This is a genomic window from Thermobifida halotolerans (assembly GCF_003574835.2).
Taxonomy (GTDB): Bacteria; Actinomycetota; Actinomycetes; order Streptosporangiales; family Streptosporangiaceae; genus Thermobifida; species Thermobifida halotolerans.
Genome location: NZ_CP063196.1, coordinates 3,644,319 through 3,670,722, shown reverse-complemented (window position 1 = coordinate 3,670,722; position 26,404 = coordinate 3,644,319). Strand labels below are relative to the sequence as shown.

General features: G+C 68.4%; 21 protein-coding genes and 3 tRNA genes. 22 read left to right on the top strand and 2 right to left on the bottom strand.

The features are described from left to right. Positions 1-120: 120 nt before the first annotated feature. The 8 genes from NI17_RS16430 to NI17_RS16395 all read left to right on the top strand — a co-directional run bounded on the left by NI17_RS16430 (position 121) and on the right by NI17_RS16395 (position 6,048). Complete coding sequence (locus NI17_RS16430) at positions 121-2,193, top strand: ATP-binding protein (protein ID WP_084012421.1); 2,073 nt, start codon at positions 121-123, stop codon at positions 2,191-2,193. Positions 2,194-2,316: 123 nt separating this feature from the next. Continuing rightward, positions 2,317-2,392: transfer RNA gene (locus NI17_RS16425), tRNA-Thr, on the top strand. A 109-nt stretch (positions 2,393-2,501) separates the two neighbouring features. Next, positions 2,502-2,574: transfer RNA gene (locus NI17_RS16420), tRNA-Met, on the top strand. An 86-nt stretch (positions 2,575-2,660) separates the two neighbouring features. Continuing rightward, positions 2,661-2,825, top strand: a complete 165-nt coding sequence (gene rpmG / locus NI17_RS16415) for a 50S ribosomal protein L33 (RefSeq protein ID WP_083948166.1) — start codon at positions 2,661-2,663, stop codon at positions 2,823-2,825. Positions 2,826-3,039: 214 nt separating this feature from the next. Continuing rightward, entirely contained in the window at positions 3,040-3,498 is a 459-nt protein-coding gene (locus tag NI17_RS16410; RefSeq protein WP_068688238.1) for a MaoC family dehydratase N-terminal domain-containing protein, read from the top strand. A 15-nt stretch (positions 3,499-3,513) separates the two neighbouring features. After that, positions 3,514-3,939: a MaoC family dehydratase gene (locus NI17_RS16405; RefSeq protein ID WP_068688240.1), complete on the top strand. Its 426-nt coding sequence runs from the start codon at positions 3,514-3,516 to the stop codon at positions 3,937-3,939. Between the two features lie 80 nt (positions 3,940-4,019). Beyond that, complete coding sequence (locus NI17_RS16400) at positions 4,020-5,090, top strand: UDP-N-acetylmuramate dehydrogenase (protein ID WP_068688242.1); 1,071 nt, start codon at positions 4,020-4,022, stop codon at positions 5,088-5,090. A gap of 352 nt (positions 5,091-5,442) precedes the next feature. After that, the gene (locus NI17_RS16395; protein ID WP_068688244.1) at positions 5,443-6,048 is read left to right on the top strand and encodes a TMEM165/GDT1 family protein; all 606 of its coding nucleotides are present in this window, start codon (positions 5,443-5,445) and stop codon (positions 6,046-6,048) included. A gap of 54 nt (positions 6,049-6,102) precedes the next feature. Here NI17_RS16395 and NI17_RS16390 read toward each other — a convergent pair whose 3' ends face one another. Together NI17_RS16390 and NI17_RS16385 are read right to left on the bottom strand one after the other, a co-directional pair. Continuing rightward, complete coding sequence (locus NI17_RS16390) at positions 6,103-7,131, bottom strand: adenosine deaminase (RefSeq protein WP_068688246.1); 1,029 nt, start codon at positions 7,129-7,131, stop codon at positions 6,103-6,105. Between the two features lie 129 nt (positions 7,132-7,260). Then, complete coding sequence (locus NI17_RS16385; protein ID WP_068688248.1) at positions 7,261-8,469, bottom strand: pyridoxal phosphate-dependent aminotransferase; 1,209 nt, start codon at positions 8,467-8,469, stop codon at positions 7,261-7,263. A gap of 242 nt (positions 8,470-8,711) precedes the next feature. Between NI17_RS16385 and NI17_RS16380 the strand changes: the two genes are divergently transcribed. The 14 genes from NI17_RS16380 (at position 8,712) to rpsG (ending at position 26,370) form a co-directional block, all read left to right on the top strand. Continuing rightward, positions 8,712-8,784, top strand: a tRNA-Trp gene (locus NI17_RS16380). 47 nt (positions 8,785-8,831) lie between these two features. After that, positions 8,832-9,080 (top strand): preprotein translocase subunit SecE, encoded by a 249-nt coding sequence (gene secE / locus NI17_RS16375; protein WP_068688250.1) that lies wholly within the window; start codon positions 8,832-8,834, stop codon positions 9,078-9,080. A 132-nt stretch (positions 9,081-9,212) separates the two neighbouring features. After that, a complete protein-coding gene (nusG, locus tag NI17_RS16370) occupies positions 9,213-9,968 on the top strand; it encodes a transcription termination/antitermination protein NusG (RefSeq protein WP_068688252.1) in 756 nt (251 codons plus the stop codon). Between the two features lie 230 nt (positions 9,969-10,198). Further along, entirely contained in the window at positions 10,199-10,627 is a 429-nt protein-coding gene (gene rplK, locus NI17_RS16365) for a 50S ribosomal protein L11 (RefSeq protein ID WP_068688254.1), read from the top strand. A gap of 94 nt (positions 10,628-10,721) precedes the next feature. Beyond that, the gene (gene rplA / locus NI17_RS16360; protein ID WP_068688256.1) at positions 10,722-11,426 is read left to right on the top strand and encodes a 50S ribosomal protein L1; all 705 of its coding nucleotides are present in this window, start codon (positions 10,722-10,724) and stop codon (positions 11,424-11,426) included. Between the two features lie 188 nt (positions 11,427-11,614). Further along, the gene (locus NI17_RS16355) at positions 11,615-12,397 is read left to right on the top strand and encodes an SCO4651 family lipoprotein (protein WP_068688258.1); all 783 of its coding nucleotides are present in this window, start codon (positions 11,615-11,617) and stop codon (positions 12,395-12,397) included. 273 nt (positions 12,398-12,670) lie between these two features. Then, positions 12,671-13,198 (top strand): 50S ribosomal protein L10, encoded by a 528-nt coding sequence (gene rplJ / locus NI17_RS16350; protein WP_068688260.1) that lies wholly within the window; start codon positions 12,671-12,673, stop codon positions 13,196-13,198. A 126-nt stretch (positions 13,199-13,324) separates the two neighbouring features. After that, positions 13,325-13,714 (top strand): 50S ribosomal protein L7/L12, encoded by a 390-nt coding sequence (rplL, locus tag NI17_RS16345; protein WP_068688262.1) that lies wholly within the window; start codon positions 13,325-13,327, stop codon positions 13,712-13,714. 213 nt (positions 13,715-13,927) lie between these two features. Next, on the top strand, positions 13,928-14,287 hold the full coding sequence (locus NI17_RS16340; protein WP_068688264.1) for a type II toxin-antitoxin system death-on-curing family toxin: 360 nt from the start codon (positions 13,928-13,930) through the stop codon (positions 14,285-14,287). A gap of 434 nt (positions 14,288-14,721) precedes the next feature. Continuing rightward, entirely contained in the window at positions 14,722-18,189 is a 3,468-nt protein-coding gene (gene rpoB / locus NI17_RS16335; RefSeq protein WP_068688266.1) for a DNA-directed RNA polymerase subunit beta, read from the top strand. Positions 18,190-18,220: 31 nt separating this feature from the next. Then, positions 18,221-22,096 carry a DNA-directed RNA polymerase subunit beta' gene (locus NI17_RS16330; protein WP_119268204.1) on the top strand — a complete coding sequence of 1,292 codons (3,876 nt, stop codon included), beginning with the start codon at positions 18,221-18,223 and terminating at the stop codon, positions 22,094-22,096. A 415-nt stretch (positions 22,097-22,511) separates the two neighbouring features. Next, on the top strand, positions 22,512-25,055 hold the full coding sequence (locus NI17_RS16325) for a hypothetical protein (RefSeq protein ID WP_243597527.1): 2,544 nt from the start codon (positions 22,512-22,514) through the stop codon (positions 25,053-25,055). Positions 25,056-25,527: 472 nt separating this feature from the next. Continuing rightward, positions 25,528-25,899: a 30S ribosomal protein S12 gene (rpsL, locus tag NI17_RS16320; protein WP_011293074.1), complete on the top strand. Its 372-nt coding sequence runs from the start codon at positions 25,528-25,530 to the stop codon at positions 25,897-25,899. Next, the gene (rpsG, locus tag NI17_RS16315) at positions 25,900-26,370 is read left to right on the top strand and encodes a 30S ribosomal protein S7 (RefSeq protein ID WP_068756715.1); all 471 of its coding nucleotides are present in this window, start codon (positions 25,900-25,902) and stop codon (positions 26,368-26,370) included. It abuts the gene before it with no gap. The last annotated feature ends 34 nt before the right edge of the window (positions 26,371-26,404 follow it).

The following is a 26,404-nucleotide window of genomic DNA, read 5'->3' as shown; positions in this document are numbered from 1 at the left end:
AGCGGAAGCGGTACACCGCGTCCGCCCCGCCGCCGAAAGTCGGCGATCGCTACGTAATTCGCCCCATCTGTCCTAATCTGCAAAGGCGAGGCCACGAACGGAGCAGGTGTTGTGACGACGGTGACGACCTCCCAGCACGGATTCTCCGCGGACCAGCCGGGGCGGCAGACGGCGTCTTCCCAGACCGGAGTCCTGTGGGACCGGCTGTCCCGATCACCACTGGACCCTGTGGCGCGCCAGTGGGTGGTCGCGGCCACCCACGGCGACGACGCCCTGGCCGCCTGCGCCCGCGGGGAGAGCATCGACCTGCCCTACCCGCCCCCCGAACCGGTCACGCCGGCACGGAACTTCCGCCGCTGCTATCTCAACCGGATCCGGGTCCAGGGCTTCCGCGGCATCGGACGCGCCGCCACCCTCGAGTTCCCGCCCGGTCCCGGCCTGACCGTGATCGTCGGCCGCAACGGCTCCGGCAAGTCCAGCTTCGCCGAGGCCGTCGAGGCCGCGCTGACCGGACGCAACCTGCGCTGGGACGGCATGCCCGCGGCCTGGCGCGACGGCTGGCGCAACCTGCACTTCGACGACGTCACCGAGGTCACCGTCGAACTCCAGCGCGCCGGGGAGCCCGGAACCACCCGGGTCACCCGCGTCTGGACCGGCGACAGCGTCCGCTCCGCACGCGGCGAGGTCGTCCTGCCCACGGGCGAGACCGGCAGCCTGGCCAGCCTCGGCTGGGGCGAGGACCTCTCCAGGTACCGGCCGTTCCTCTCCTACGACGAACTGGGACGCACCGTCACCGGGCGGTCGGCCGAACTGTACGACACCCTGACCGCGCTGCTCGGCCTGAACGAACTCGCCGAGACCGAACGCCGCCTGGCCCGGGCCTGCGACAAGCTCGCCAAGACCGAGCAGCGGCCCGCCCGCGACCTGCCCTACCTGCTGGACCAGTTGCGTGCCAGCGCCGATCCCCGGGCGCGCTCCGCCGCCGAACTGCTGACCGCGTCCTCCCTCGACCTCGACCGACTCTCCGCCATCGCCGCCGACGACGGACCCGCCGACCCCGCCCAGCAGGTCGTGCTGCGCCGCCTGCGCCGCCTGGCGGTGCCCGAGCGCTCCCTCATCAACGACGTGGTCAGTGAGTTGCGCGGGGCCGCGATGGAGATCGCCATGGCCGCGGGCACCAAGGGGGACCGGGCGCGCGGCGTGGTCGAACTGCTGCGGCAGGCCCTCGACCACCACGAGCGGCACCCCGCCGAGACCGACTGCCCCACCTGCGGCGCCCACAACGCGCTGGGGCCCGCCTGGGTGAACCGGGCCCGCGCCGAGATCGCCCGGCTGGAGCCGGTCGCCGCGAGCACCGCCGCCGCCTACCAGCGCGCGGAGGACGCCCGAGACCAGGCGCGCTTCCTCATGGCGCCGCCGCCCTCGTGGCTGCCGCCGGACAGCGAACTGGGGCGGATCTGGGCCGACTGGGCGGCCGGGGCCGAGATCACCGACCTGGCGGAACTGGCCGCGCACATCGAGACCCAGGGGCGGCGGTTGCGCTCGGCCGCGATCGCCGCGCGCAAGGCCGCCACCGAGCGCCTCACCGACCCCACCGACGGATGGGCCGGACTCGCCGAGCAGTTGGGCGCCTGGGTCGAGGACGCGCGTGAGGCGCTCACGGCGCACCGGAGGCTGGAACCGGCCCGGCAGGCCCTCGAGTGGTTCACCGCGGTGGCCCGCGAGATGCGCGCCGAGCGGCTGAACCCCCTGGCCGCCCAGGCCGAGAAGGTGTGGGCGCGGCTGCGTCAGGAGCGGCACATCGACCTGGCGTCGCTGCGTCTGGTCGGCAGGGGGGCGCAGCGGCGGGTCGCGGTCGACGTCAGCGTGGACGGCACCGACGGGCCGGACAGCGCGCCCGGGCTGCTCAGCCAGGGCGAGTTCCAGGCCCTCGCGCTGTCCATCTGCCTGCCGCGCACCCTGGTGCCGGGCAACCCGTTCGGCTTCCTGCTGCTGGACGACCCCGTCCAGGCGATGGACACCGAGACCGTGGAAGGGCTGGCCGCGGTGCTGGCCGAGGTGGGACGCCACCGCCAGCTCGTCGTTTTCACCCACGACACCCGCCTGCCCGACGCGCTGCGCAGACTCGGTCTTGCGGCGACCATCCGGACCATCCAGCGCGACGCCATGTCCAACGTCTGGGTGGCGGACTGAGACGGCGGGAGGCCGGCCGCGGGGCCCAGGACGGTTTCGAGTTGGCAGAGCACCCCGGAAGCCATGTATATTCGAGTCAACGCGAAGGGCGGAACCCCGAAAGGGGGGAAGCCGCAGGAGCGTGCCCCTTTAGCTCAGTCGGCAGAGCGTCTCCATGGTAAGGAGAAGGTCTACGGTTCGATTCCGTAAAGGGGCTCCACCACTTGATTGAGATCCGATCCACTCAGGTGGTCGGTCGGCGGACGATTCGGCCGCCGGTCTGATCGGGGTCCGGTATCATCGCAGATGAGTACGGATTCCCGGCTCTAGGCGGAGTAGCTCAGTCGGTAGAGCAAGCGGCTCATAATCGCTGTGTCGTCGGTTCAAGTCCGGCCTCCGCTACTACCTGCGAGATCCCCTGGTACACCGGGGTTCCCGCGGGTTTTTTTCAGTGTCCGTCTGTTGTTCAGTGAGAAAGGCACTCCAACGTGGCTGCCACCGACGTGAGGCCGAAGATCACCCTGGCCTGCCAGGAGTGCAAGCACCGTAACTACATCACGCGCAAGAACCGTCGGAACACCCCCGACCGCCTTGAGCTGAGGAAGTACTGCCCGAACTGCCGCACGCATCGGGAGCACAAGGAAACCCGCTAGGCAGCGCTCCGCCGACCGTCGACACCAGAGGCGGGCGGAGCGGCCCACCCCCAGCGGTCGCGGTGGATTCCCCAGGTTCCGACCGGACACGGTCTGGACTTCCCGGTAGCCCAGTGAGCACTCCCGCTCACTGGGCTACCGGTGTGTTGGCGCTGTTCCGGTCACCGCGCGCGACCCGGCATGATGAGACGCACACGGTGTGGAAAGGACGTCGATGGCGATCAACCGCGACTATCTGGGACGGGTGTACGAACTCCCCGAACCCTACGAGGTGACCCGCGTCAAGATCCGCGAGTTCGCGGACGCGATCTCGGACCCCAACCCGCTCTACCGCGACCCCGCCCGCGCCAAGGAGGCCGGGTACACCGACGTCATCGCGCCGCCCACCTTCCCCGTCATCCTGGGCATGGAGGGCGTCGGACAGGCCGTCGCCGACCCCGAACTCGGACTGGACTTCTCCCGGGTGGTGCACGGGGACCAGCGCTTCCGCTACAGCCGCCCCCTCCAGGCAGGGGACCTGGTGACCTGCCGGACCACGATCACCGGTATCAAGGCGCTGGGCGGCAACGAGATGCTCACGCTGGACAGCGAGATCGCCACCGTGGCCGGGGAGCACGTCGTCACCTCGGTCAACATGCTCGTCGTGCGCAGCGCCGCCCCGGCCGAGAAGTGAGAAGGAGCAGCCCAGATGACCGCTGTCCGGTACGCCGACGTCGAGGTGGGCACCGAGCTGCCCGAACGGACCTACCCGGTACGCCGCCGTGACCTGGTCCGCTACGCCGGGGCCTCCGGCGACTTCAACGAGATCCACTGGAACGAGCGGGTCGCCCGCGAGGTGGGTCTGCCCGGCGTGATCGCCCACGGCATGTTCACCATGGCCCAGGCGGGCCGTCTGGTCACCGACTGGGTGGGCGACCCCGGAGCGATCGTGGAGTACGGGGTCCGCTTCTCCGCTCCCGTGGTCGTTCCCGACGACGACACCGGCGCCGAACTCGTGGTCGGCGGAACCGTCACAAAGAAACTCGACAACAACCAGGTCGTCGTCGCCATCACGGCCCGCTCCGCCGGAGCCAAGGTCCTGGCGCGCTCCACCGCCGTGGTGCGCCTGGCCTGACCGCGCCGGTCCCGTGCCGCCCGCCCGGGGTCGGCCGCGGCACGGGACCGTTTCCACTTCCACTCACCAGAGGTGCCACCGTGTCCACCGCTTCCGCCCGCAACGTGCCGCTCGCCGAGTACACCACGCTGGGTCTCGGCGGCCCCGCCGCTCTCTTCCGGTCCGCAGCCAGCACGGAGGAACTGGTCGACGCCGTCCGCGAGGCCGACCGCGAGGGGGTGCCGCTGCTGGTGCTGGGCGGCGGCAGCAACCTGGTCGTGGCGGACGAGGGCTTCGCGGGCACGGTCGTCTACGTGGACTCCTCCGGCGTCTCCCACACCGACGTCGACGGCGACACGGTGCTGGTGCGCGCGGACGCCGGAGTCGAGTGGGAGCCGTTCGTGGCACGCTGCGTGGCCGAGGGGCTGTCCGGCGTCGAGTGCCTCTCCGGCATTCCCGGCCGGGTCGGCTCCACCCCCATCCAGAACGTCGGAGCCTACGGCCAGGACGTCAGCCAGACCATCGTCGAGGTCACGGTCTACGACCGCGAACAGGGCCGGGTCCGCGTCCTCCCGGCCGCCGAGTGCGGTTTCGCCTACCGCGACAGCGTCTTCAAGGGCCGCGACCGCTACGTGGTGTGCGAGGTCGCCTTCGAGTTGACCCGGTCCAAGCTGAGCCGCCCGGTCAGGTACGCCGAACTCGCCCGCACCCTGGGGGTGGACACGGGCGAGCGCGTTCCGCTGGCCGACGCCCGCGAGGCCGTGCTGACCCTGCGCAGGGGCAAGGGCATGGTCGTCGACCCGAACGACCCCGACAGCCGCAGCGCCGGTTCCTTCTTCACCAACCCGATCCTGTCCGCCGCCGAGTTCGCGGACTTCACCAAACGGGTCGCGGCACTGCTGGGTCCGGAGGCGACCCCGCCCGCCTACCCCGGCGAGGACGGCCGGGTGAAGACCTCCGCGGCCTGGCTGATCGAGCACGCGGGATTCCCCAAGGGGTACGGCACCGGCCCGGCCCGCATCTCCACCAAGCACACCCTCGCGCTGACCAACCGGGGCGGCGCCACCACCGCCGACCTGCTGGCGCTGGCCCGCGAGGTGCGCGCGGGCGTGGCGGAGGTGTTCGGAATCACCCTGGTGAACGAACCCGTGATGGTCGGCGTCACGCTCTGACCGGAGGTGCCGGAGTCCGGGCCCCGACCCCGGGGCCCGGAAATCCCCGGTCCTCTCAACAAAAAAGTCAGGCGTACCGAACTTTCTTATTTGCCTCGGGTTCGGTCGGAAATAGCCATTCCAATGAATTGCCGTTTTCTGTTTCCCTCACTACGGTGGGAGCAGTCGAGGGGGAGTAGTCCTCAATCCGTGTGGTCGACACACTGGTCCGCACCCGGAAGTGGGCCCGGTCACACGAGCCACCGCAGGTACCAGGCGGACGAGACCTTCGATCCGGTCGGTTTTCCCGGGTCGAAGAACGGCGTCCGCTTTTCTTCTGCCCGGCGGTGTGAAACGAAGGGCAGAAATTCCAATGACGTTTCTCGGCGCTCTGGGCATGAGCACCGGAGCCATCCTCGTCGCCGAAATGGGAGACAAGACCCAGTTGGTGGCGATGTCGTTGGCCAGCCGCTACCGGGTGCGGACCGTGCTGCTCGGAATCACCGCGGCCACCGTCGCCGTCCACGGCATCAGCGTCCTGCTGGCCGAGGTCCTGGGGATGGCGCTGCCCGGCGACTGGATCTCCCTCGTCGCGGGCCTGGCCTTTCTCGGTTTCGGCGTGTGGACACTGCGCGGGGACGAACTCACCGACAGGGACGAGGAGCGCGCCGCGACCCGCCGGATGGGACCGGTCCTCCTGACCGTGGCCACGATCTTCTTCCTCGCCGAACTCGGCGACAAGACCATGCTCGCCACCATCGCCGTCGGCGCGGACCACGCCTCGGCCCCCCTGGCCTGGCTCGCGGTGTGGATCGGCTCCACCGTGGGCATGGTCGCGGCCGACGCCCTGGGCATCGCCCTCGGCATGCTGCTGGGCAAGAGACTGCCCGAGCAGGCCATCCGGATCGGTGCGGCCGTCCTCTTCTTCCTCGCCGGCCTCGTGATGACCTGGCAGGGGCTCAGCGCGCTGCTGTTCTGACCGCGCACCGAGGAGCGGCACCGGAGCCGCGGCGGTCGCAGGGGACGGGGAGGGTCACGCCGCCGGTTCCGGGGCCGCCAGCCAGGAGTCCACACCCGACAGCAGTTCCTTCTTCCGGTCCTCCGGCGCCCCCGAGGCGCGGATGGACATCCGGGCCAGTTCGGCCAGTTCGGGGTCGGAGAAACCGAACACCTCGCGGGCGATCCGGTACTGCTCGGCCACGCGGGGGCCGAACAGCAGCGGGTCGTCGGCGCCCAGGGCGATCGGTACCCCCGCGTCGAAGAGGCGGCGCAGCGGAACCTGGTCGACGTCGTCCACCACGCCCAGCCCCACGTTGGAGGTCGGGCACACCTCCAGGGTGACCTCCTGCGCGGCCAGCAGGTCCACCAGGGAGGGGTCCTCGACCGCGCGCACGCCGTGTCCGATCCGGTCGGCCGCCAGCAGGTCCAGGCACTCGCGGACACTGCGCGGCCCGCCCAGCTCCCCGCCGTGCGGCGCCGACAGCAGACCGGCGCGGCGCGCGATCCGGAACGCCCCCTCGAAGTCCAGCGCCCGCCCCCGCCGCTCGTCGTTGTTCAGCCCGAACGACACCACGCCGCGTCCGGCGTACTGCACGGCCAGCCGGGCCAGCGTCTTGGCGTCCAGCGGGTGTTTGGTCCGGTTGGCCGCCACCATCACGCCGACGCCCACCCCGGTGGCCGCCTCGGCCTGCCGGGCGGCGTCCAGCACCAGTTCCAGTGTCGCGGTCAGCCCGCCGAAACGCGACGCGTAGCCGCCGGGGTCCACCTGGATCTCCAACCATCCCGTTCCGGCCGCGCGCTCGTCCTCGGCGGTCTCCAGCAGCAGCCGGTACAGGTCGTCGGGGGCCTGCAGCACCGACCGGGCGATGTCGTAGAGCCGTTGGAACCGGAACCACCCCCGCTCGTCGGTGGCCCGCAGTTTCGGCGGCCACTCCTCGACCAGTGCGTGCGGCAGGTGCACGCCGTGCGCGGCGGCCAGCTCCACGAGGGTGGTGTGCCGCATCGAGCCGGTGAAGTGCAGGTGCAGGTGGGCTTTGGGAAGTCGGTCGATAGGACGTCTCATGACACAAGGGTGCCGCAAAGCGCTCCCCGGCGCTGCCCGATGCGCGGGGACGCCGCCGTCCGCCACCGCGGTGGCGGACGGCGGCGTCCCGGTTCCGACCGTGACGGCGCCGTCGGACGGAGCGGAGGGTCAGCTCGCCTCGTTCAGCAGCTTGGCGATGCGGCCCACGCCCTCGGCCAGGTCGGAGTCGCCCAGCGCGTAGGACAGCCGCAGGTAGCCCGGGGTGCCGAAGGCCTCACCGGGAACGACCGCCACCTCGGCGTGCTCCAGGATCAGCGTGGCCAGCTCGCTGGAGGTCTGCGGCCGCTGGCCCCGGATCTCCCTGCCCAGGAGCTCCTTGACCGACGGGTAGGCGTAGAAGGCGCCCTGCGGCTCGGGGCACAGCACCCCGGGGATCTCGTTGAGCATGCGCACGATGGTCTGCCGGCGGCGGTCGAAGGCCGTCCTCATCTCCTCCACCGCCGACAGGTCGCCCGAGACGGCGGCCAGCGCCGCGGCCTGCGAGACGTTGGCGACGTTGGAGGTGGCGTGCGACTGCAGGTTGCCCGCGGCCTTGACGACGTCCTTGGGGCCGATGACCCACCCGACCCGCCAGCCGGTCATGGCGTAGGTCTTGGCCACGCCGTTGACCACCACGGTGCGGTCGGCCAGTTCGGGCACCTCGACCGGCAGCGAGGAGAACGCCGCGCCGCCGTAGACCAGGTGCTCGTAGATCTCGTCGGTGAGCACCCACAGCCCGTGCTCGGCCGCCCAGCGGCCGATCTCGCGGACCCGCTCGGGCGGGTACACCGCGCCGGTCGGGTTGGAGGGCGAGACGAACACCAGCAGCTTGGTGCGCTCGGTGCGCGCCGCCTCCAACTGCTCGACGTCGGCGAGGTAGCCGGTGGACTCGTCGGTGACCACGTAGACCGGGACCCCGCCGGCGAGCTTGATCGACTCGGGGTAGGTGGTCCAGTACGGCGCGATCACGATGACCTCGTCACCCGGGTCGAGCAGGGTGGCGAACGCCTCGTAGATGGCCTGCTTGCCGCCGTTGGTGACCAGGACCTGGCTCGGTTCCACCCGGTAGCCGGAGTCGCGCAGCGTCTTGGCCGCGATGGCCTCCTTGAGCTCGGGAAGGCCCCCGGCCGGGGTGTAGCGGTGGAAGCGGGGCTCGCGGCAGGCCGCCACCGCGGCCTCCACGATGTAGTCGGGCGTGGGGAAGTCGGGTTCCCCGGCTCCGAACCCGATGACGGGACGTCCGGCGGCCTTCATGGCCTTCGCCTTGGCGTCCACCGCCAGGGTCGCCGATTCGGAGATGCCGCCGATGCGTGCGGAGATACGAGGTCGGTCAGTCATGGTTCCATCGTTCCATGCGCGGGTCGACCGCTCCACGTGTCGGTCGGCTTGTACGGGCGGGGAGAGGTCACGGAGGGTCGCTCTCCGAAACTCCGTGTTCACCAGCGAATACGGATTTCGGGTTGGTTCCCGCCCCGGATTGGCATAGACTCTGGCAACCGATGGCAGGTCCATAACGGACGCTCGTGCTCCGTCATGGTCGTGACGTCCCGGGACCGGCTATCGTGTAACCAGCACGACCAAGGGCAGTGGCTCAATTGGTAGAGCACCGGTCTCCAAAACCGGCGGTTGGGGGTTCGAGTCCCTCCTGCCCTGCAAGTGAGACTCTGAGAGCAGAGTGTTCCCGATCCTAAGGACCTGAGGTGACACAGACTGACACGGACGCCAAGCCCGAGAAGGAGCGCAAGCGTCGTACCGGTCCGGTGACGTTCACCAAGCAGGTCGTCGCCGAACTTCGCAAGGTTCGCTGGCCAACCCAGCGCGAACTCGTCACCTACACCATTGTGGTCATCGTGTTCGTGCTGGTCATGATCGGCTACGTGTCCCTTCTGAACTTCGGCTTCGGTGAAGGCGTCACCTGGCTCTACGGCCTGGTGGGCCCCGCGGCCTGATTCGGCACATCCGAGGTCGGCACGGTCAGAACGGTCTCATCGTCTCCGGTGAGACCATAAGCTGGCAGTGCTGGCCTCTTGTGTTTTCACAAGCCAGCAGTGAGCGCTTATCCGACGAGAGAAAGAGCAGCCGTGTCCGAGTCCCCACTGACCTCTGACGACCTCCCCAACGAGGATCGGGATCAGTCGTCGGCGGAAGAGACCGGTCCGCGTGCCGAGCAGGCGGAAGCTGCTGAGGTTGCCGACGAGGTCGAGGCCCGGGAGAGCGACGCCTCCGAGGCCCAGGCTCCCAAGCTCGACCCGGTCGAGGAATTCAAGGCCGAACTCCGGTTGCTGCCCGGCGATTGGTACGTCGTGCACACCTACGCGGGCTACGAGAACCGGGTGAAGGCCAACCTGGAAAGCCGCACCCAGTCGCTCAACATGGAGGAGTACATCTTCCAGGTCGAGGTGCCCACGCAGGAGGTCACGGAGGTCAAGAGCGGCAAGCGGCAGCAGGTCACCGAGAAGGTGCTGCCCGGCTACGTGCTGGTCCGCATGGATCTCACCGACGAGTCCTGGGCGGCCGTCCGCAACACGCCCGGGGTCACCGGCTTCGTGGGCCTGTCCAACCGTCCCGCCCCGCTGAGTCTCCAGGAGGTCGCGGACCTGCTGGCGCCCGAGCCCGAGGTCGAGGAGGAGCAGGTCGGGAAGAAGGAGGCCGAGCCGCGCAGCGACGTCGACTACGAGGTCGGCGAGTCCGTCACCGTCATGGACGGCCCCTTCGCCACGCTGCCCGCCACGGTCAGCGAGATCAACCCCGACACCCAGAAGCTCAAGGTGCTGGTGTCGATCTTCGGCCGCGAGACCCCGGTGGAACTGGCATTCAACCAGGTCTCCAAGATCTGAGAGACTGGCGGTTCGCTTAGACTTGACGGGCCCGCCTCCGGCGGGTCCGTCGTGCCCCGTTCCCACGGGGCGCCCGCGCGGCCGGCACGGTCCCGGCGGTCGCGCACGCCCCCGTGTGCCCGGGGGCGCTTCCACAGCACCGGCTGCCCTGGTCACGGTGCGGCCGTGCGCCCCGCCGCGCACGCGGGGCCCGGGGCCACGATCACTCGCGAATCAGACAAGGACCCGAAATGCCTCCGAAGAAGAAGCTCGCGGCTCTGGTGAAGGTCCAGCTTCCCGCTGGCCAGGCCACCCCGGCGCCGCCCGTCGGTACCGCGCTCGGTCCGCACGGCGTCAACATCATGGACTTCTGCAAGCAGTACAACGCCGCCACCGAGTCCCAGCGCGGCAGCGTCATCCCCGTAGAGATCTCCATCTACGAGGACCGCACCTTCAGCTTCATCACCAAGACGCCGCCCGCGCCCACGCTCATCCTCAAGGCCGCCGGTGTGGACAAGGGCGCCACCGACCCGAGCCGCAGCACCGCCGGTTCCATCACCCGCGACCAGGTCCGGGAGATCGCGCAGACCAAGCTGCCCGACCTGAACACCGACAACCTGGACGCCGCCGAGAAGATCATCGCCGGCACCGCCCGCTCCATGGGCATCGAGGTCAAGTAGCCGGGCCGCCGTCCGGCGCTCCCTCTTCTTCCCGTTCCTTCCGTGGCAGGGCCAGGCGCTGGCCCACACCACAAACCTCTCAACAGGAGTACTCGTGAAGCGCAGCAAGGTCTACCGCAAAGCGGCCGAGCAGATCGACCGCGACCGGCTCTACACGCCGGTCGAGGCCGTGAGGCTGGCCAAGGAGACCAGCACCGTCAAGTTCGACGCGACCGTCGAGGTCGCCCTGCGTCTGGGCGTCGACCCGCGCAAGGCCGACCAGATGGTGCGCGGCACCGTCAACCTGCCGCACGGCACCGGCAAGACCGCTCGGGTCCTGGTCTTCGCCACCGGTGAGCGTGCCGAGCAGGCGCGGGCCGCGGGCGCCGACTACGTCGGCGACGACGACCTGGTCGAGGAGATCCAGAAGGGCTTCCTCGACTTCGACGCGGTCGTGGCCACCCCGGACCTGATGGGCAAGATCGGTCGCCTGGGCCGCGTGCTCGGTCCGCGCGGTCTCATGCCCAACCCCAAGACCGGCACGGTCACCATGGACGTCGCCAAGGCCGTCTCCGACATCAAGGGCGGCAAGATCGAGTTCCGCGTCGACCGCCACGGCAACCTCCACTTCATCATCGGCAAGATCTCCTTCGACGAGAACAGGCTGGTGGAGAACTACGCCGCCGCCCTCGACGAGGTGCTGCGCCTCAAGCCGTCCGCCGCGAAGGGCCGCTACATCAAGAAGGCCACGCTGACCACCACGATGGGCCCCGGCATCCCGGTGGACCCCAACGTCGTGAAGGTCACCGCCGCGGCCTGACGTTCCACCGCCGAACGCGTCCACGGGCGTCCCTCCCGTCTCCGGGAGGGGCGCCCGTCGGCGTTTTCGGTGGAGACGGGAGCAGCGGTGCAAAAAGTCTCCGATGCCCGAAACGTCGCTGTCCGTGGATAGGGTCGTCTCGGTCTGTGCCGTACAGAAGGCCGGAGAGCGGCCTAGAAGGACAGGACATGGTGCGTAAGTTTGGCGCTGCCCTCGCCGCTGGAGCGGTGGCTGTGGCGATGACGGCCTGCAGTGGTGACACCGAGGAGACCGCGCAGGCGGCGGCCCCGTCGAGTTCCGCCTCCGAATCCGCGGAGGGGGTCTTCGACCGGATCAAGAGCCTCGTCGACGACACCCAGGAGGTGGAGAGCTACCGCGCCAGGGTGACGGGAAGCTCCGAGGGGGAGGACCTCGAAATGGAGATCGCCTACATGGCCTCCCCCGAGCCCACGGTCGAGATGGTGATGGGCACGCCCGAAGGCGAGCTGACCATCCTCGTCCGCGGTAGCGAGATGCTGATGGGCAACGACACCGACGGCTGGCTGCGCATGGACGCGGGCGAGGACGCGTTCCAGCAGCAGGAGGGGATGCAGGACCCCTTCGAGGAGCTGGACAAGCTGCTCGCCAGCGAGGACGTCCAGGAAGAGGGGACCGAGGAGGTCGACGGCGTCCCCACCACCAGGTACGCCGGCAGCTACAGCGTCGATGACGCGCTGGAGGGGCTCGATCCGCAGGCCGGGGAGGAGGCGCGTCGCCTCTACGAGGAAGCGGGGATCACGGAGGTGCCGTTCACCCTGTGGGTCCGCGAGGACGGACTGCCGCACCGGTTCGAGTTCGTCGACTCCGACGCCACGGAGGTCAGGATGGACTTCCTGGAGTTCAACTCCGAGGTCGCCATCGAGTTCCCCGCCGAGGACCAGATCATGGACATGTCGGCCCTCGGTGAGGAACTCGGGAGCATGGGCGGCTGATCCGCCGTGCCGCCGTTCCCGTTCGACGCGGTGTCCGGCATCGCCTAGCATTGGTAGTCGCCGAAGACCGCTGGTCGTCACCCGTCGGGTGACCTAAGGTCCCACACACGTTGGGCGGCCCGCGCAGGTTGCTGTGAGCTTCTGGACCTCCTGTGTGCCCTGTCACGCTCGTGGTCCCGAGCCCCGTGCGCCTGCGCCGGGGCTTTTTCTGTCGCAACCGCGCTGCCCGCCGCACGGGGACCTCGACCGGTGTTCACCGTTGGAAGGAGTCCCATGCCGAGGCCGGATAAGGTAGCCGCGGTCGCCGAACTCAAGGAGGAATTCCAGAGTTCGAGCGGCGCCGTGCTGACCGAATACCGCGGGCTCACTGTCGCGCAGGTCACCCAACTGCGCCGCAGCCTCGGCCAGAACGCGCGTTTCCGCGTGGCGAAGAACACGCTGACCAAGATCGCCGCCCGGGAGGCCGGCCTGGAGAGCAGCGAGGTCCTCGACCTGCTCACGGGCCCCTCCGCCATCGCCTTCGTCAAGGGCGACGTGGTCGAGACGGCCAAGGGGCTGCGTGACTTCGCCAAGGACAACGCGGCGCTGGTGATCAAGGGCGGAGTCATCGACGGCAAGCCGATGACCTCCGAGGAGATCACCAAGCTGGCCGATCTCGAGTCCCGTGAGGTGCTCCTCTCGAAGCTCGCCGGTGCCCTCAAGGCCAAGCAGGGACAGGCCGCCGCCCTGTTCCAGGCGCTGCCCTCCAAGGCTGTGCGCCTTGCCCAGGCTCTGGCGGACAAGCGAGCGGAGTCCCAGTAGAGCCTTCCCCGCATCGGCGAAGGCTCCGTATTTCCCATCCGTGGTCGGCGCGGTACGCGTCGGCGTTGCAGGCTCGGTGTCGCGTCACCGGACGCGGACGCCGGTAGAGAAAGAGAGAGCGCAATCATGGCGAAGCTCAGCAACGAGGAGCTGCTCGGCGCGTTCGAGGAGATGACCCTCCTGGAGCTCTCCGAGTTCGTCAAGCTGTTCGAGGAGAAGTTCGACGTCACCGCCGCCGCCCCGGCCGCGGTTGTCGCGGCCCCGGGCGGCGCCGGTGGCGGCGAGGCCGCCGCCGAGGAGGAGAAGGACGAGTTCGACGTCATCCTCGAGGCCGCCGGCGACAAGAAGATCCAGGTCATCAAGGAGGTCCGTGGCCTCACCAGCCTGGGTCTGAAGGACGCCAAGGACCTGGTGGACGGCGCCCCCAAGCCGGTTCTGGAGGGCGTGAACAAGGAGGCCGCGGAGAAGGCCAAGGCCGCCCTGGAGGGCGCCGGCGCCACCGTGACCCTGAAGTAGTCCGCTCGGACCGCGCGAAGGCGGCCGCCCCGAGGGGTGGCCGCCTTTCTGCTTCCAACGAAGGTCCGGGGGCGGAGAAGACCCGTGTGCGCGGCGGCCTTCCCCGGGATCAGCTCCTGGTATCAGTCTGGTATCGGACTCTTGCGGTGGGAGTCACGGCGATGACGCTGGGACCGAGGCGCTGCGCGGGCTCGGCGAACGAGCGTCCGCTCCATCGCGCTGGAACAGGCTCTGCAGATCGCGGCCATCGCCTGCGGCGCGCCGCCCCGGGTCCGTGATCTCGGCCTGTTCGACTCCGCGTTGTACCGCCCCGGATCGCAGATGTTCGGAGAGGAGGCCTGTCGGGGGCTCTTCGACAGGGCTGCCGCGCCGATCCAGTCGCTGGCGGTCAACCATCCGCTGGTGGACGGCAGCGAGCGGACGGCCTGGCTGGTGACGACAGTCTTCCTGCGGAAGAACGGCGTCCGCCTGGAACCAACCGACGACCAGGCGTACGACTTCGTCATCGCGGTGTGCACCGGAGAACTGTCCGAGGTGAAGGAGATCTCGGAGGTTCTCAGGGGTTGGGTCTGAGGGGCTCCGGACCAGGAGATGCACCGGAGATTGAAGACTCTTTGTCGAAAGCGTGAACTCTGTTTCCTTCCCCGATGTTGGTTGGCTCACACCTGTTGGGCCCTGTGTGTCCTCTCACTCTGCCGGAACTGGCCGGAATGCCCCCTCTGGGCTTGACGGATCGGCCGTCAGCGGCGATGCTGCCAGGTGTCTTGAACAACCATGGGGGACGCTGTTGGACAGCGGTGTAGTATTCGGCTACACTGCCCTTTTGCGCTGCCCTTTGACGTTTCCTCGTCCAGAGTCCGTGCGCAGAGGCTGGTTCTGCGTCGAACAGCCCGGTTCGCACGGTCCTCTCGAAACCGTAGACCCACCCCCGTCTGGTGGTTCTTCGGCTGTTGGAGCGTCCGGCGTGCGCGCGCATCAACCGCCACAAGCCTTCGGAAGGACCCCTGTTGGCAGCCTCGCGCATCGCCTCCGCTAACGCCCTTGGTCCGAACCGCGTTTCCTTCGCTCGCATCAAGGAACCACTTGAGGTCCCCAACCTTCTCGCCCTGCAGACCGAGTCCTTCGACTGGCTGCTCGGCAACGAGAAGTGGCGTGCCCGAGTCGAAGCGGCTCGGAACTCCGGCCGCAAGGATATTCCGGAGCAGTCCGGTCTGGAAGAGATCTTCGAGGAAATCAGTCCGATCGAGGACTTCTCGGGCACGATGTCGCTGTCGTTCCGCGACCATCGGTTCGAGCCGCCCAAGTACTCCGAAGAGGAGTGCAAGGACAAGGACATGACCTACTCCGCCCCGATGTTCGTCACGGCGGAGTTCATCAACAACGACACCGGTGAGATCAAGAGCCAGACGGTGTTCATGGGCGACTTCCCGCTCATGACCGTCAAGGGCACGTTCATCATCAACGGCACCGAGCGCGTCGTCGTCTCCCAGCTTGTCCGTTCTCCCGGCGTGTACTTCGACCGCCAGGTCGACAAGTCCTCCGACAAGGACCTCTACGGGTGCAAGATCATCCCGTCGCGGGGCGCCTGGCTGGAGTTCGAGATCGACAAGCGCGACTTCGTCGGTGTCCGCATCGACCGCAAGCGCAAGCAGGGCGTCACCGTCCTGCTCAAGGCGCTGGGCTGGACCACCGACCAGATCCTGGAGCGCTTCGGCGACTACGAGTCCATCCGCAACACGCTGGAGAAGGACCCCACCGCCGGCACCGATGACGCGCTGCTGGACATCTACCGCAAGCTCCGTCCGGGTGAGCCGCCCACGAAGGAGTCCGCGCAGACCCTGCTGGAGAACCTCTACTTCAACCCCAAGCGCTACGACCTCGCCAAGGTCGGCCGCTACAAGATCAACAAGAAGCTGGGGCTCGACACCGACATCACGCAGGGCACGCTCACCGAAGAGGACATCGTCGCCACGGTCGACTACCTCGTGCGGCTGCACGCCGGCGAGAAGGAGCTGGAGCGCCCCCAGGGCACGTTCCCGGTCGAGACCGACGACATCGACCACTTCGGCAACCGCCGCCTGCGCACCGTCGGCGAACTCATCCAGAACCAGGTCCGACTGGGTCTGGCCCGGATGGAACGCGTCGTGCGTGAGCGCATGACCACCCAGGACGTCGAGGCGATCACGCCGCAGACCCTGATCAACATCCGGCCGGTCGTCGCCTCCATCCGGGAGTTCTTCGGCACCAGCCAGCTCTCCCAGTTCATGGACCAGACCAACCCGCTGGCCGGGCTCACCCACAAGCGCCGCCTGTCGGCGCTGGGACCGGGCGGTCTGTCCCGTGAGCGGGCGGGCTTCGAGGTCCGCGACGTGCACCCGTCGCACTACGGCCGCATGTGCCCGATCGAGACGCCCGAAGGCCCCAACATCGGTCTGATCGGCTCGCTCGCGGCCTACGGCCGGGTCAACTCCTTCGGCTTCGTCGAGACCCCCTACCGCAGGGTGGTCGACGGCAGGCTGACCGACGAGGTCGTCTACCTCACCGCCGACGAGGAGGACCGCTACGTCATCGCCCAGGCGAACACGCCGGTCAACGCCGACGGCACGTTCGCCGAAAGCCGGGTGCTGGCCCGGCGCAAGGGCGGGGAGTTCGAGTCCGTCGCCGCGGGCGAGGTCCAGTACATGGACATCTCGCCGCGCCAGATGGTGTCGGTCGCCACCGCCATGATCCCGTTCCTGGAGCACGACGACGCCAACCGCGCGCTCATGGGCTCCAACATGCAGCGCCAGGCGGTCCCGCTGCTGCGTGCCGAGGCCCCGCTGGTGGGCACCGGCATGGAGTACCGTGCGGCCACCGACGCCGGAGACGTGATCCTGGCCGAGAAGGCCGGTGTCGTCGAGGACGTCACCGCCGACTACGTCACCGTCGCGGCCGACGACGGCACCCGCAAGACCTACCGGGTGCACAAGTTCAAGCGCACCAACCAGGGCACCTGCTTCAACCAGCGGCCCATCGTCGACGAGGGCCAGCGGGTCGAGGAGGGCCAGGTGCTCGCCGACGGCCCGTCCACCGACCACGGTGAGATGTCGCTGGGCAAGAACCTCCTCGTGGCGTACATGTCCTGGGAGGGCCACAACTACGAGGACGCCATCGTGCTGTCCCAGCGCGTCGTCCAGGACGACGTCCTGTCCTCGATCCACATCGAGGAGCACGAGGTCGACGCCCGCGACACCAAGCTGGGGCCCGAGGAGATCACCCGCGAGATCCCCAACGTCAGCGAGGAGGTCCTCGCCGACCTGGACGAGCGCGGCATCATCCGCATCGGTGCCGAGGTCGTCGACGGTGACATCCTGGTCGGTAAGGTCACCCCCAAGGGTGAGACCGAGCTGACCCCCGAGGAGCGCCTGCTGCGCGCGATCTTCGGTGAGAAGGCGCGCGAGGTCCGCGACACCTCCCTGAAGGTGCCGCACGGCGAGTCCGGCAAGGTCATCGGCGTGCGCGTGTTCAGCCGCGAGGAGGGCGACGAGCTTCCTCCCGGCGTGAACGAGCTGGTCCGCGTGTACGTGGCCCAGAAGCGCAAGATCACCGACGGCGACAAGCTCGCCGGCCGGCACGGCAACAAGGGCGTCATCGCCAAGATCCTGCCCCAGGAGGACATGCCGTTCCTGGAGGACGGCACCCCGGTCGACATCGTGCTCAACCCGCTGGGCGTGCCCGGCCGGATGAACGTCGGCCAGATCCTGGAGATCCACCTGGGATGGCTCGCCAAACACGGGTGGAAGGTCGACGGGGACGACACCGAGTGGAAGCGCAGGCTGCACGCCATCGAGGCGCACGAGGCCCAGCCGAACTCCAGGGTCGCCACCCCCGTCTTCGACGGTGTGCGCGAGGACGAGATCGGCGGCCTGCTGGCCTCCGTCCTGCCCGACGAGGACGGCGACGTCCTGGTCAACGAGCACGGCAAGGCCCGGCTGTTCGACGGACGTACCGGTGAGCCCTTCAAGGAGCCGGTCGCGGTCGGCTACACCTACTTCCTGAAGCTGCACCACCTGGTGGACGACAAGATCCACGCCCGTTCCACCGGACCGTACTCGATGATCACCCAGCAGCCGCTGGGTGGTAAGGCGCAGTTCGGCGGTCAGCGCTTCGGCGAGATGGAGGTGTGGGCGCTGGAGGCCTACGGTGCCGCCTACGCCCTCCAGGAACTGCTCACCATCAAGTCCGACGACGTCACCGGCCGAGTCAAGGTCTACGAGGCGATCGTCAAGGGCGAGAACATTCCCGAGCCCGGCATCCCCGAGTCCTTCAAGGTGCTCATCAAGGAGATGCAGTCGCTCTGCCTCAACGTGGAGGTGCTCTCCAGCGACGGTATGTCGATCGAGATGCGCGACAGCGACGAGGACGTTTTCCGTGCGGCGGAAGAACTGGGTATCGACCTTGGTCGGCGTGAGCCGAGCAGTGTCGAAGAGGTCTGATTCCGCAATCCAAGAGCAGGGGACGAATTAAGTGCTCGACGTCAACTTCTTCGACGAGCTCCGGATTGGCCTCGCCACCGCTGACGACATCCGCCAGTGGTCGCACGGCGAGGTCAAGAAGCCGGAGACCATCAACTACCGAACCCTCAAGCCGGAGAAGGACGGACTCTTCTGCGAGAAGATCTTCGGTCCGACCCGGGACTGGGAGTGCTACTGCGGTAAGTACAAGCGCGTCCGCTTCAAGGGCATCATCTGCGAGCGCTGCGGTGTCGAGGTCACCCGGGCGAAGGTCCGGCGTGAACGCATGGGACACATCGAACTCGCCGCGCCCGTGACCCACATCTGGTACTTCAAGGGCGTGCCCAGCCGCCTGGGGTACCTGCTCGACCTGGCCCCGAAGGACCTGGAGAAGGTCATCTACTTCGCGGCCTACATGGTCACCTGGGTGGACACCGAGGCCCGCGAGCGCGACCTGCCGTCCCTGGAGGCCAGGATCTCCGTCGAGCGGCAGCACCTGGAACAGCGCCGCGACTCCGCGGTGGAGGAACGCCACCGCAAGCTCGAGGCCGACCTGGCCGAGCTGGAGGAGCAGGGCGCCAAGGGCGACGCGCGCCGCAAGGTGCGCGAGGCCGCCGAGCGTGAGATGCGGCAGATCCGTGACCGCGCCCAGCGCGAGATCGACCGGCTCGAAGAGGTCTGGAGCCGCTTCAAGAGCCTCAAGGTCCAGGACCTCGAAGGCGACGAGCTGCTCTACCGCGAGATGCGGGACCGCTTCGGCAAGTACTTCCGCGGCGGCATGGGCGCCCAGGCCATCAAGGAGCGTCTGGCCAACTTCGACCTCGACGCCGAGGCCGAGAAGCTCCGCGAGACCATCCGCAGCGGCAAGGGCCAGAAGAAGGCCCGCGCCCTCAAGCGGCTCAAGGTCGTCTCGGCGTTCCTCAACACCCGCAACAGCCCGATGGGCATGGTGCTGGACTGCGTCCCGGTCATCCCGCCGGACCTGCGTCCGATGGTCCAGCTCGACGGTGGCCGCTTCGCCACCTCCGACCTGAACGACCTGTACCGCCGGGTGATCAACCGCAACAACCGGCTCAAGCGGCTCCTCGATCTCGGCGCGCCCGAGATCATCGTCAACAACGAGAAGCGGATGCTCCAGGAGGCCGTCGACGCGCTGTTCGACAACGGCCGCCGCGGCCGTCCCGTCACCGGGCCGGGCAACCGTCCGCTCAAGTCGCTGTCGGACATGCTCAAGGGCAAGCAGGGGCGGTTCCGCCAGAACCTGCTGGGCAAGCGGGTCGACTACTCCGGCCGTTCGGTCATCGTGGTCGGTCCGCAGCTCAAGCTGCACCAGTGCGGACTGCCCAAGCAGATGGCGCTGGAGCTGTTCAAGCCGTTCGTGATGAAGCGCCTGGTCGACCTGAACCACGCGCAGAACATCAAGAGCGCCAAGCGCATGGTCGAGCGCTCCCGCCCGGTGGTGTGGGACGTGCTCGAAGAGGTCATCACCGAACACCCGGTGCTGCTCAACCGTGCGCCCACCCTGCACCGCCTGGGCATCCAGGCGTTCGAGCCGCAACTGGTCGAGGGCAAGGCCATCCAGATCCACCCGCTCGTGTGCACCGCGTTCAACGCGGACTTCGACGGTGACCAGATGGCGGTCCACCTGCCGCTGTCGGCGGAGGCGCAGGCCGAGGCGCGCATTCTGATGCTCGCCACGAACAACATCCTCAAGCCCTCCGACGGCAAGCCGGTCACCATGCCCACCCAGGACATGGTCATCGGTCTGTACTACCTGACCACCCTCAAGGAGGGCGCGAAGGGAGAGGGCCGGGCCTTCAGCACCCCCGGCGAGGCCATCATGGCCTACGACCTGGAGGAACTCGACCTCCAGGCGCGGATCACACTGCGCGTCGAGGGCGACGTCGTGCCGCCGGCGGACTGGCAGGCCCCCGAGGGCCACCAGCCGGGACAGCCGTACCTGCTGGAGACCACCCTCGGCCGGTACCTGTTCAACGAGACCACGCCCGAGGACTACCCGTTCGTCAACCACCAGATGGGCAAGAAGCAACTGTCCGCTCTGGTGACCGAACTCGCCGAGAAGTACCCCAAGGTCCAGGTGGCCACCACGCTGGACGCCCTCAAGGACGCCGGGTACCACTGGGCCACCCGCTCGGGGCTGACCATCAGTATCAGCGACGTGGTCCCGCCGCCGAACAAGCAGCAGATCCTCGACAACTACGAGAAGCGGGCCGAGAAGATCCAGCGCGACTACGACCGCGGTCTGATCAGCGACGACGAGCGCCGTCAGGAGCTGACCGAGATCTGGACCAAGGCCACCAACGAGGTCGCCGAGGACATGGAGGCCAACTCGCCCGCCGACAACACGGTGTGGATGATGGTCAACTCCGGCGCCCGCGGTAACCCCATGCAGGTCCGCCAGATCGCCGGTATCCGCGGCCTGGTCTCCAACACCAAGGGTGAGACGATCCCGCGTCCGATCAAGTCCTCCTACCGGGAGGGCCTGTCGGTGCTGGAGTACTTCATCTCCACCCACGGTCAGCGCAAGGGCCTGGCGGACACGGCGCTGCGCACCGCCGACTCCGGGTACCTCACCCGGCGTCTGGTGGACGTCGCCCAGGACGTCATCGTCCGCGAGATCGACTGCGGCACCGACCGCTCCCTGTGGCAGGAGATCGGCGAGGCGCGTCCCGACGGGACCGTCGTGCGCAAGCACAACGTCGAGAACACCGGTTTCGGCCGGACGCTGGCGGAGGACGTCGTCGTCAACGGCGAGGTCATCGCGCCCAGGCTGAGCGACACGACCGAGGCCCTGATCGACAGGCTGGTCGCGGCGGGCGTCACCCGGGTGCGGGTGCGCAGCTCGCTGGTGTGCGAGGCCAAGGTGGGCGTGTGCAGCACGTGCTACGGCCGCTCCCTGGCCACCGGCAAGTCGGTGGACGTCGGCGAGGCCATCGGCATCATCGCCGCGCAGTCCATCGGTGAGCCCGGCACCCAGCTGACCATGCGGACCTTCCACATGGGCGGTTCGGCGGGTCAGGACATCACCCACGGTCTGCCGCGTGTGCAGGAGCTCTTCGAGGCCCGTATCCCCAAGGGTGTGGCCCCGATCAGCGAGGTGGAGGGCCGTATCCGGATCGAGGAGACCGAGAAGAGCCGTAAGATCATCCTCATCCCGGACGACGGCTCCGACGAGATCGCCTACCCGGTCCCCATGCGGGCTCCGCTGTTGGTCGAGGAGGGGCAGCACGTCGACGTCGGCCAGAAGCTGATCCAGGGTGCCGTCAACCCGCACGAGGTCCTGCGGATCCTCGGCCCGCGCGCGGTGCAGCAGCACCTCGTCTCCGAGGTCCAGGAGGTCTACAAGTCGCAGGGTGTCTCGATCCACGACAAGCACATCGAGATCATCGTGCGGCAGATGCTCAAGCGGGTGAACATCCTGGAGTCGGGCGACACCAAGCTGCTCCCGGGTGAGATGGTCGAGCGCCCCAAGTTCGAGGCGATCAACCGTCAGGTCGTGGCCGAAGGTGGCCAGCCCGCCTCGGCCCGCCCCGTCCTCCTCGGCATCACCAAGGCCTCGCTGGCCACGGAGTCGTGGCTGTCCGCGGCCTCCTTCCAGGAGACCACCCGGGTCCTCACCGAGAACGCCATCCACGGCAAGAGCGACCCGCTGCTCGGTCTCAAGGAGAACGTCATCATCGGTAAGCTCATCCCGGCCGGTACCGGTATGCCGCAGTACCGAAACATCCGGGTCGAGCCCACGGAAGAGGCCAAGGCCTCGATGTACTCGGTGTCCTCCTACGAGGAGCCCAGCGAGTACACGTTCGGTCAGGGGTCGGGTGAGGCCGTCCCGCTGGAGGACTACGATTTCGGGCCCTACAACAGGTGACCCGGAACCGATCGGTGACGACCGGTTGAGCCTGAGTGACGGCGGTAGTGCATCTCGAGAAGGGCGGCACTACCGCCGTCCGTCGTTACCGGTTGACATACTCGTGGGAGAATCTGTTGGGCGCGCAAGTGCGGTCGGGAGATCAAGGACAGTGACCGAAAACGGGGGAGTGCCGGACCGGCCCCACGGCGGGCAGGAGCGGACGCAGGACGCTGCGGGCTCCTGGTTCCAGCCGAGTAACGAGCGGTACCGGACTCAGGCGGAGTACCGAGACCCATACGGGGATCGGCAGGACGACCAGGACGATCCCGCGCGTGGAGAGTCATCGGATCACCACGACGCTCTGTCGAGTCCGAGATACCCGAACAGCGGCGGATACCCGGGTCTCGGCGGGTACGGGGCCGGCACCCCTGGAATGGCCGAGCCGTACCCCGCGGCATTGAGCGACCTGGGGCAGCCCGAAGACACGGCATCCGGGTCCTCGACGAGCGACTACCCCTTCGATCTGCCGCCGCGGGCCCCCTACGGGGGGGAACCGGCGGGCGGGACCGGACGCACCGAGCAGGACGACGCCGTGGAGGCGGGCGGTGATCCGGGCCCCGGGCCCTCCTACGACCTCTCCTCGCGGTCCTACCGGCCCGAGGACTTGTACACGTCCGGGACCGCCCCGGCGTCTCCGTCCGCTTCCGGAGGGGCCGAGAGAACGACCACGTCGTTCGTGCAGGGCGCCACCTACCGGTTGGACACTCCGGTGCCGGAAGAGTCCTCGGCCTCCGGTGATTCGGGGTACGACCTCGGTCTGTCGTCGACGTTCGGCGCGCGGTCGGCCGAGGACACCGCGGGGCCGGAGGCATGGGGAGCCGACACGGGCGCTGAGCGGGGCGCCACCTACCGGTTGGACACTCCGGTGCCGGAAGAGTCCTCGGCCTCCGGTGATTCGGGGTACGACCTCGGTCTGTCGTCGACGTTCGGCGCGCGGTCGGCCGAGGACACCGCGGGGCCGGAAAGCCAGCCGGAATGGTCCACCGACGACTGGTCACCGCGGAGCACGGACGACTCCCTCACCGGTTACTCCGCCGGGGCCGAGCGGTCCCACGCGGCTCCGGCCGACAACAGCGGTGCATCGCCGGCGGAGCGGAGCGCCGAATCGGTCGACGGGCGGACCGACCGGCCGCTCGATCCCACGAGCATCTACCGCATTCCCACCAGGGACAGCGACCAGTCCCCGTCCGACCCGAACCGACTGGTGCCGCCCTACCACCAGCAGCACGGCAGCGACTACCCCGGGTGGGGGACTTCTTCCGGTGTGGGCGGCGGTCTTGGTGAGGGTGCTGCTTCTGCTTCGGATCTCGGGGTGTCTGACTGGGATCGGGGTGAGGAGTGGGAGTCGCGTGGTGCGGCTGATTCCTCGCTTGGTGGGTCGCTGGGTGCTGATACCGGGTGGGGGACTTCTTCCGGTGTGGGCGGCGGTCTTGGTGAGGGTGCTGCTTCTGCTTCGGATCTCGGGGTGTCTGACTGGGATCGGGGTGAGGAGTGGGAGTCGCGTGGTGCGGCTGATTCCTCGCTTGGTGGGTCGCTGGGTGCTGATACCGGGTGGGGGACTTCTTCCGGTGTGGGCGGCGGTCTTGGTGAGGGTGCTGCTTCTGCTTCGGATCTCGGGGTGTCTGACTGGGATCGGGGTGAGGAGTGGGAGTCGCGTGGTGCGGCTGACTCCTCGCTCGGTGGGTCGCTGGGCAGCGGCAGCGGAAACACCTGGGCGTTCAGCCGGGATGATCCGCGGTTGCCCGAAAGCGTGCGCGAGATCGCGGAGCGGGCCGCCGGACGGCCCGCCGACGTCGACACGTCCCTGACGGCCTCCCTCGACACGGAGTTGTCCTGGAGCCCTGGAGAGACCGACCAGAACACCTGGGACACGGCGGATGACGACGGCGACCGCTGGGACCGGTCGGGCGAGACTCTGGACGCGGCGGAGGAGGAGGCCGGAGCGTCCGAGCCCGAGGCACGGCACGAGGAGGCGTCCCCGGAGGCCCCCGCGTCCGCGGACCCGCTGCTGGCCATCGCCGACGAGCAGGCCAGGGCACGCACCAAGGAACTGGCCTCCCAGAACGAGGTCGACAACTGGAACCTGGCGGAAGGGATCGTCAAGGAGAACACCGGCGCGGTTCCTCTGCCGCCCGAACTCGGAGACGACGCCCTGGCCGCCGAACGGTATCTCCGTGGTGAGACGGAGTACGGCGATCACTCCGCGGACCACGGGTCCCGCTACGACGAGTTGGGCTACGACGGACGCCGGGACACCGAGTACTCCCACCGCGGTTCCGACGACTACGACGACTACGACGACTACGACTACGACGCCCCGGACCGCGGTGACCGCCGTCGCGACCACGACGGCTATGACGGCTACGAGGACGACGACCACCGTTTCGACCAGGCGGAGGGTACCCAGACTCTGGCGGCGGTCGACCCGGAGACCGAGCGGTACGGCAGCGGATGGCGCGGGGACGACGCCTCCCACGACGACGACCGGGACCGGCGTGAGGAACCGGACGACGACTACTACGACGACGTCGACGACCGCTACTACCCCGAGCCGGTACGGGAGGGACGCTCCCGTACCCGGAAGAGGGACAAGATCGTCGAGGAGTTCCCCGGCTTCAGCGAGCCGCTCGGCGGAACGGCTTCCGACTACCCCGGTTACGACAACATCGACGTGTGGCCCGAGACGGAGGGTCTGGCCACCGCGACCCTGTGGCTCGGCATCTTCTCCCTGATCCCGGGCGTCGGTCTGCTGCTCGCGGTGATCGCGCTGGTTCTGGGACCCAAGGCGAAGCGGAACATCCGGACCTCGCGCGGCCACCTCGAAGGCGAGCAGTTGGTCAAGGCGGGCACGGTGCTCGCCTGCATCGGGATCGCGGTGAGCGTGCTCGCGGGAGGTGGCGCCCTGCTGCTGTCCTGACCCCGGGAGGCGAGTCGGGACAGGGTGGGAGGGTTTACCGAGAATTCGCCCACGCTATGGGAAAGCGTGTCCGTGCGGCCCGGAAAAACAACGCGACCACTCTTGACAAGCCGTACACTATGAGGAGACCTACGGCAGCATGAGGCTGCGAAGTGCGGACGCCCAACGAGGTCACCTGATTTTGACCGGGTGATCTCTGTTGGGTAGTCTCCAACTTCGTGCCCGTGAGTCTACGGGTCACACGTGTGCGCTTTTTGTGTCTGTCCCTGTTCAGCGGGCGACGGGGAGAGCGGCGCGTGACACCTCCTCCCATGACAATCGGCCACTGGTCGGGCGTTTTCGCTCCACCGTGCGTGGAATCCGGGGCGACACGCCCGAATGCGTGGGTCGGGGGGAACGGGAAATCCAGCAGGTCATAGCGCATCCATCGGCTATGGAACCGGCGTAGGTCAAGAGGGAAGACGGAGACGCGGTGCCCACGATTCAGCAGCTGGTCCGTAAGGGCCGCAAGACCAAGGTTTCGAAGAACAAGACCCCGGCGCTCAAGGGAAGCCCGCAGCGTCGCGGCGTGTGCACACGTGTCTACACGACCACGCCGAAGAAGCCGAACTCTGCGCTGCGGAAGGTGGCCCGTGTCCGGCTGAGCAGCCAGATCGAGGTCACCGCCTACATTCCCGGTGTTGGCCACAACCTCCAGGAGCACTCCATCGTGCTCGTGCGCGGTGGCCGTGTGAAGGACCTGCCGGGCGTGCGCTACCGCATCGTCCGCGGTGCGCTCGACACGCAGGGCGTTCGCAACCGCAAGCAGGCTCGTAGCCGCTACGGCGCCAAGAAGGAGAAGTAAATGCCGCGCAAGGGACCGGCGCCGAAGCGCCAGCTGATCACCGACCCGGTCTATGGATCGCCGCTGGTCACCGCACTCATCAACAAGGTGCTGCTGGACGGCAAGCGTTCCCTGGCCCAGTCGATCGTCTACAACGCTCTTGAGGGTGCCCGGGAGAAGACCGGGCAGGACCCGCTGGTGGTTCTCAAGCGGGCCCTCGACAACGTCAAGCCCACCCTTGAGGTGCGCAGCCGCCGTGTCGGTGGCGCCACCTACCAGGTGCCGGTCGAGGTCCGCGCGTCGCGCAGCACCACGCTGGCGCTGCGCTGGCTGGTCCAGTACGCCCGCCAGCGCCGTGAGAAGACCATGACCGAGCGCCTCATGAACGAGCTGGTCGACGCCAGCAACGGTCTGGGCGCCGCTGTCAAGCGACGTGAGGACACCCACAAGATGGCGGAGTCCAACAAGGCCTTCGCGCACTACCGCTGGTAACCCCCGCGGGTTTTCCACACGAGAGACCGAGAGA

Excerpts from the sequence above, each read along its gene's own strand:
- NI17_RS16410 (WP_068688238.1), top strand. The coding sequence starts at position 3,040 with ATGGCGATCAACCGCGACTATCTGGGACGGGTGTACGAACTCCCCGAA.
- NI17_RS16405 (WP_068688240.1), top strand. The coding sequence starts at position 3,514 with ATGACCGCTGTCCGGTACGCCGACGTCGAGGTGGGCACCGAGCTGCCC.
- NI17_RS16395 (WP_068688244.1), top strand. The coding sequence starts at position 5,443 with ATGACGTTTCTCGGCGCTCTGGGCATGAGCACCGGAGCCATCCTCGTC.
- NI17_RS16390 (WP_068688246.1), bottom strand. The coding sequence starts at position 7,131 with ATGAGACGTCCTATCGACCGACTTCCCAAAGCCCACCTGCACCTGCAC.
- NI17_RS16385 (WP_068688248.1), bottom strand. The coding sequence starts at position 8,469 with ATGACTGACCGACCTCGTATCTCCGCACGCATCGGCGGCATCTCCGAA.
- rplK (WP_068688254.1), top strand. The coding sequence starts at position 10,199 with ATGCCTCCGAAGAAGAAGCTCGCGGCTCTGGTGAAGGTCCAGCTTCCC.
- NI17_RS16355 (WP_068688258.1), top strand. The coding sequence starts at position 11,615 with ATGGTGCGTAAGTTTGGCGCTGCCCTCGCCGCTGGAGCGGTGGCTGTG.
- rplJ (WP_068688260.1), top strand. The coding sequence starts at position 12,671 with ATGCCGAGGCCGGATAAGGTAGCCGCGGTCGCCGAACTCAAGGAGGAA.
- rplL (WP_068688262.1), top strand. The coding sequence starts at position 13,325 with ATGGCGAAGCTCAGCAACGAGGAGCTGCTCGGCGCGTTCGAGGAGATG.
- NI17_RS16325 (WP_243597527.1), top strand. The coding sequence starts at position 22,512 with ATGGCCGAGCCGTACCCCGCGGCATTGAGCGACCTGGGGCAGCCCGAA.
- rpsG (WP_068756715.1), top strand. The coding sequence starts at position 25,900 with ATGCCGCGCAAGGGACCGGCGCCGAAGCGCCAGCTGATCACCGACCCG.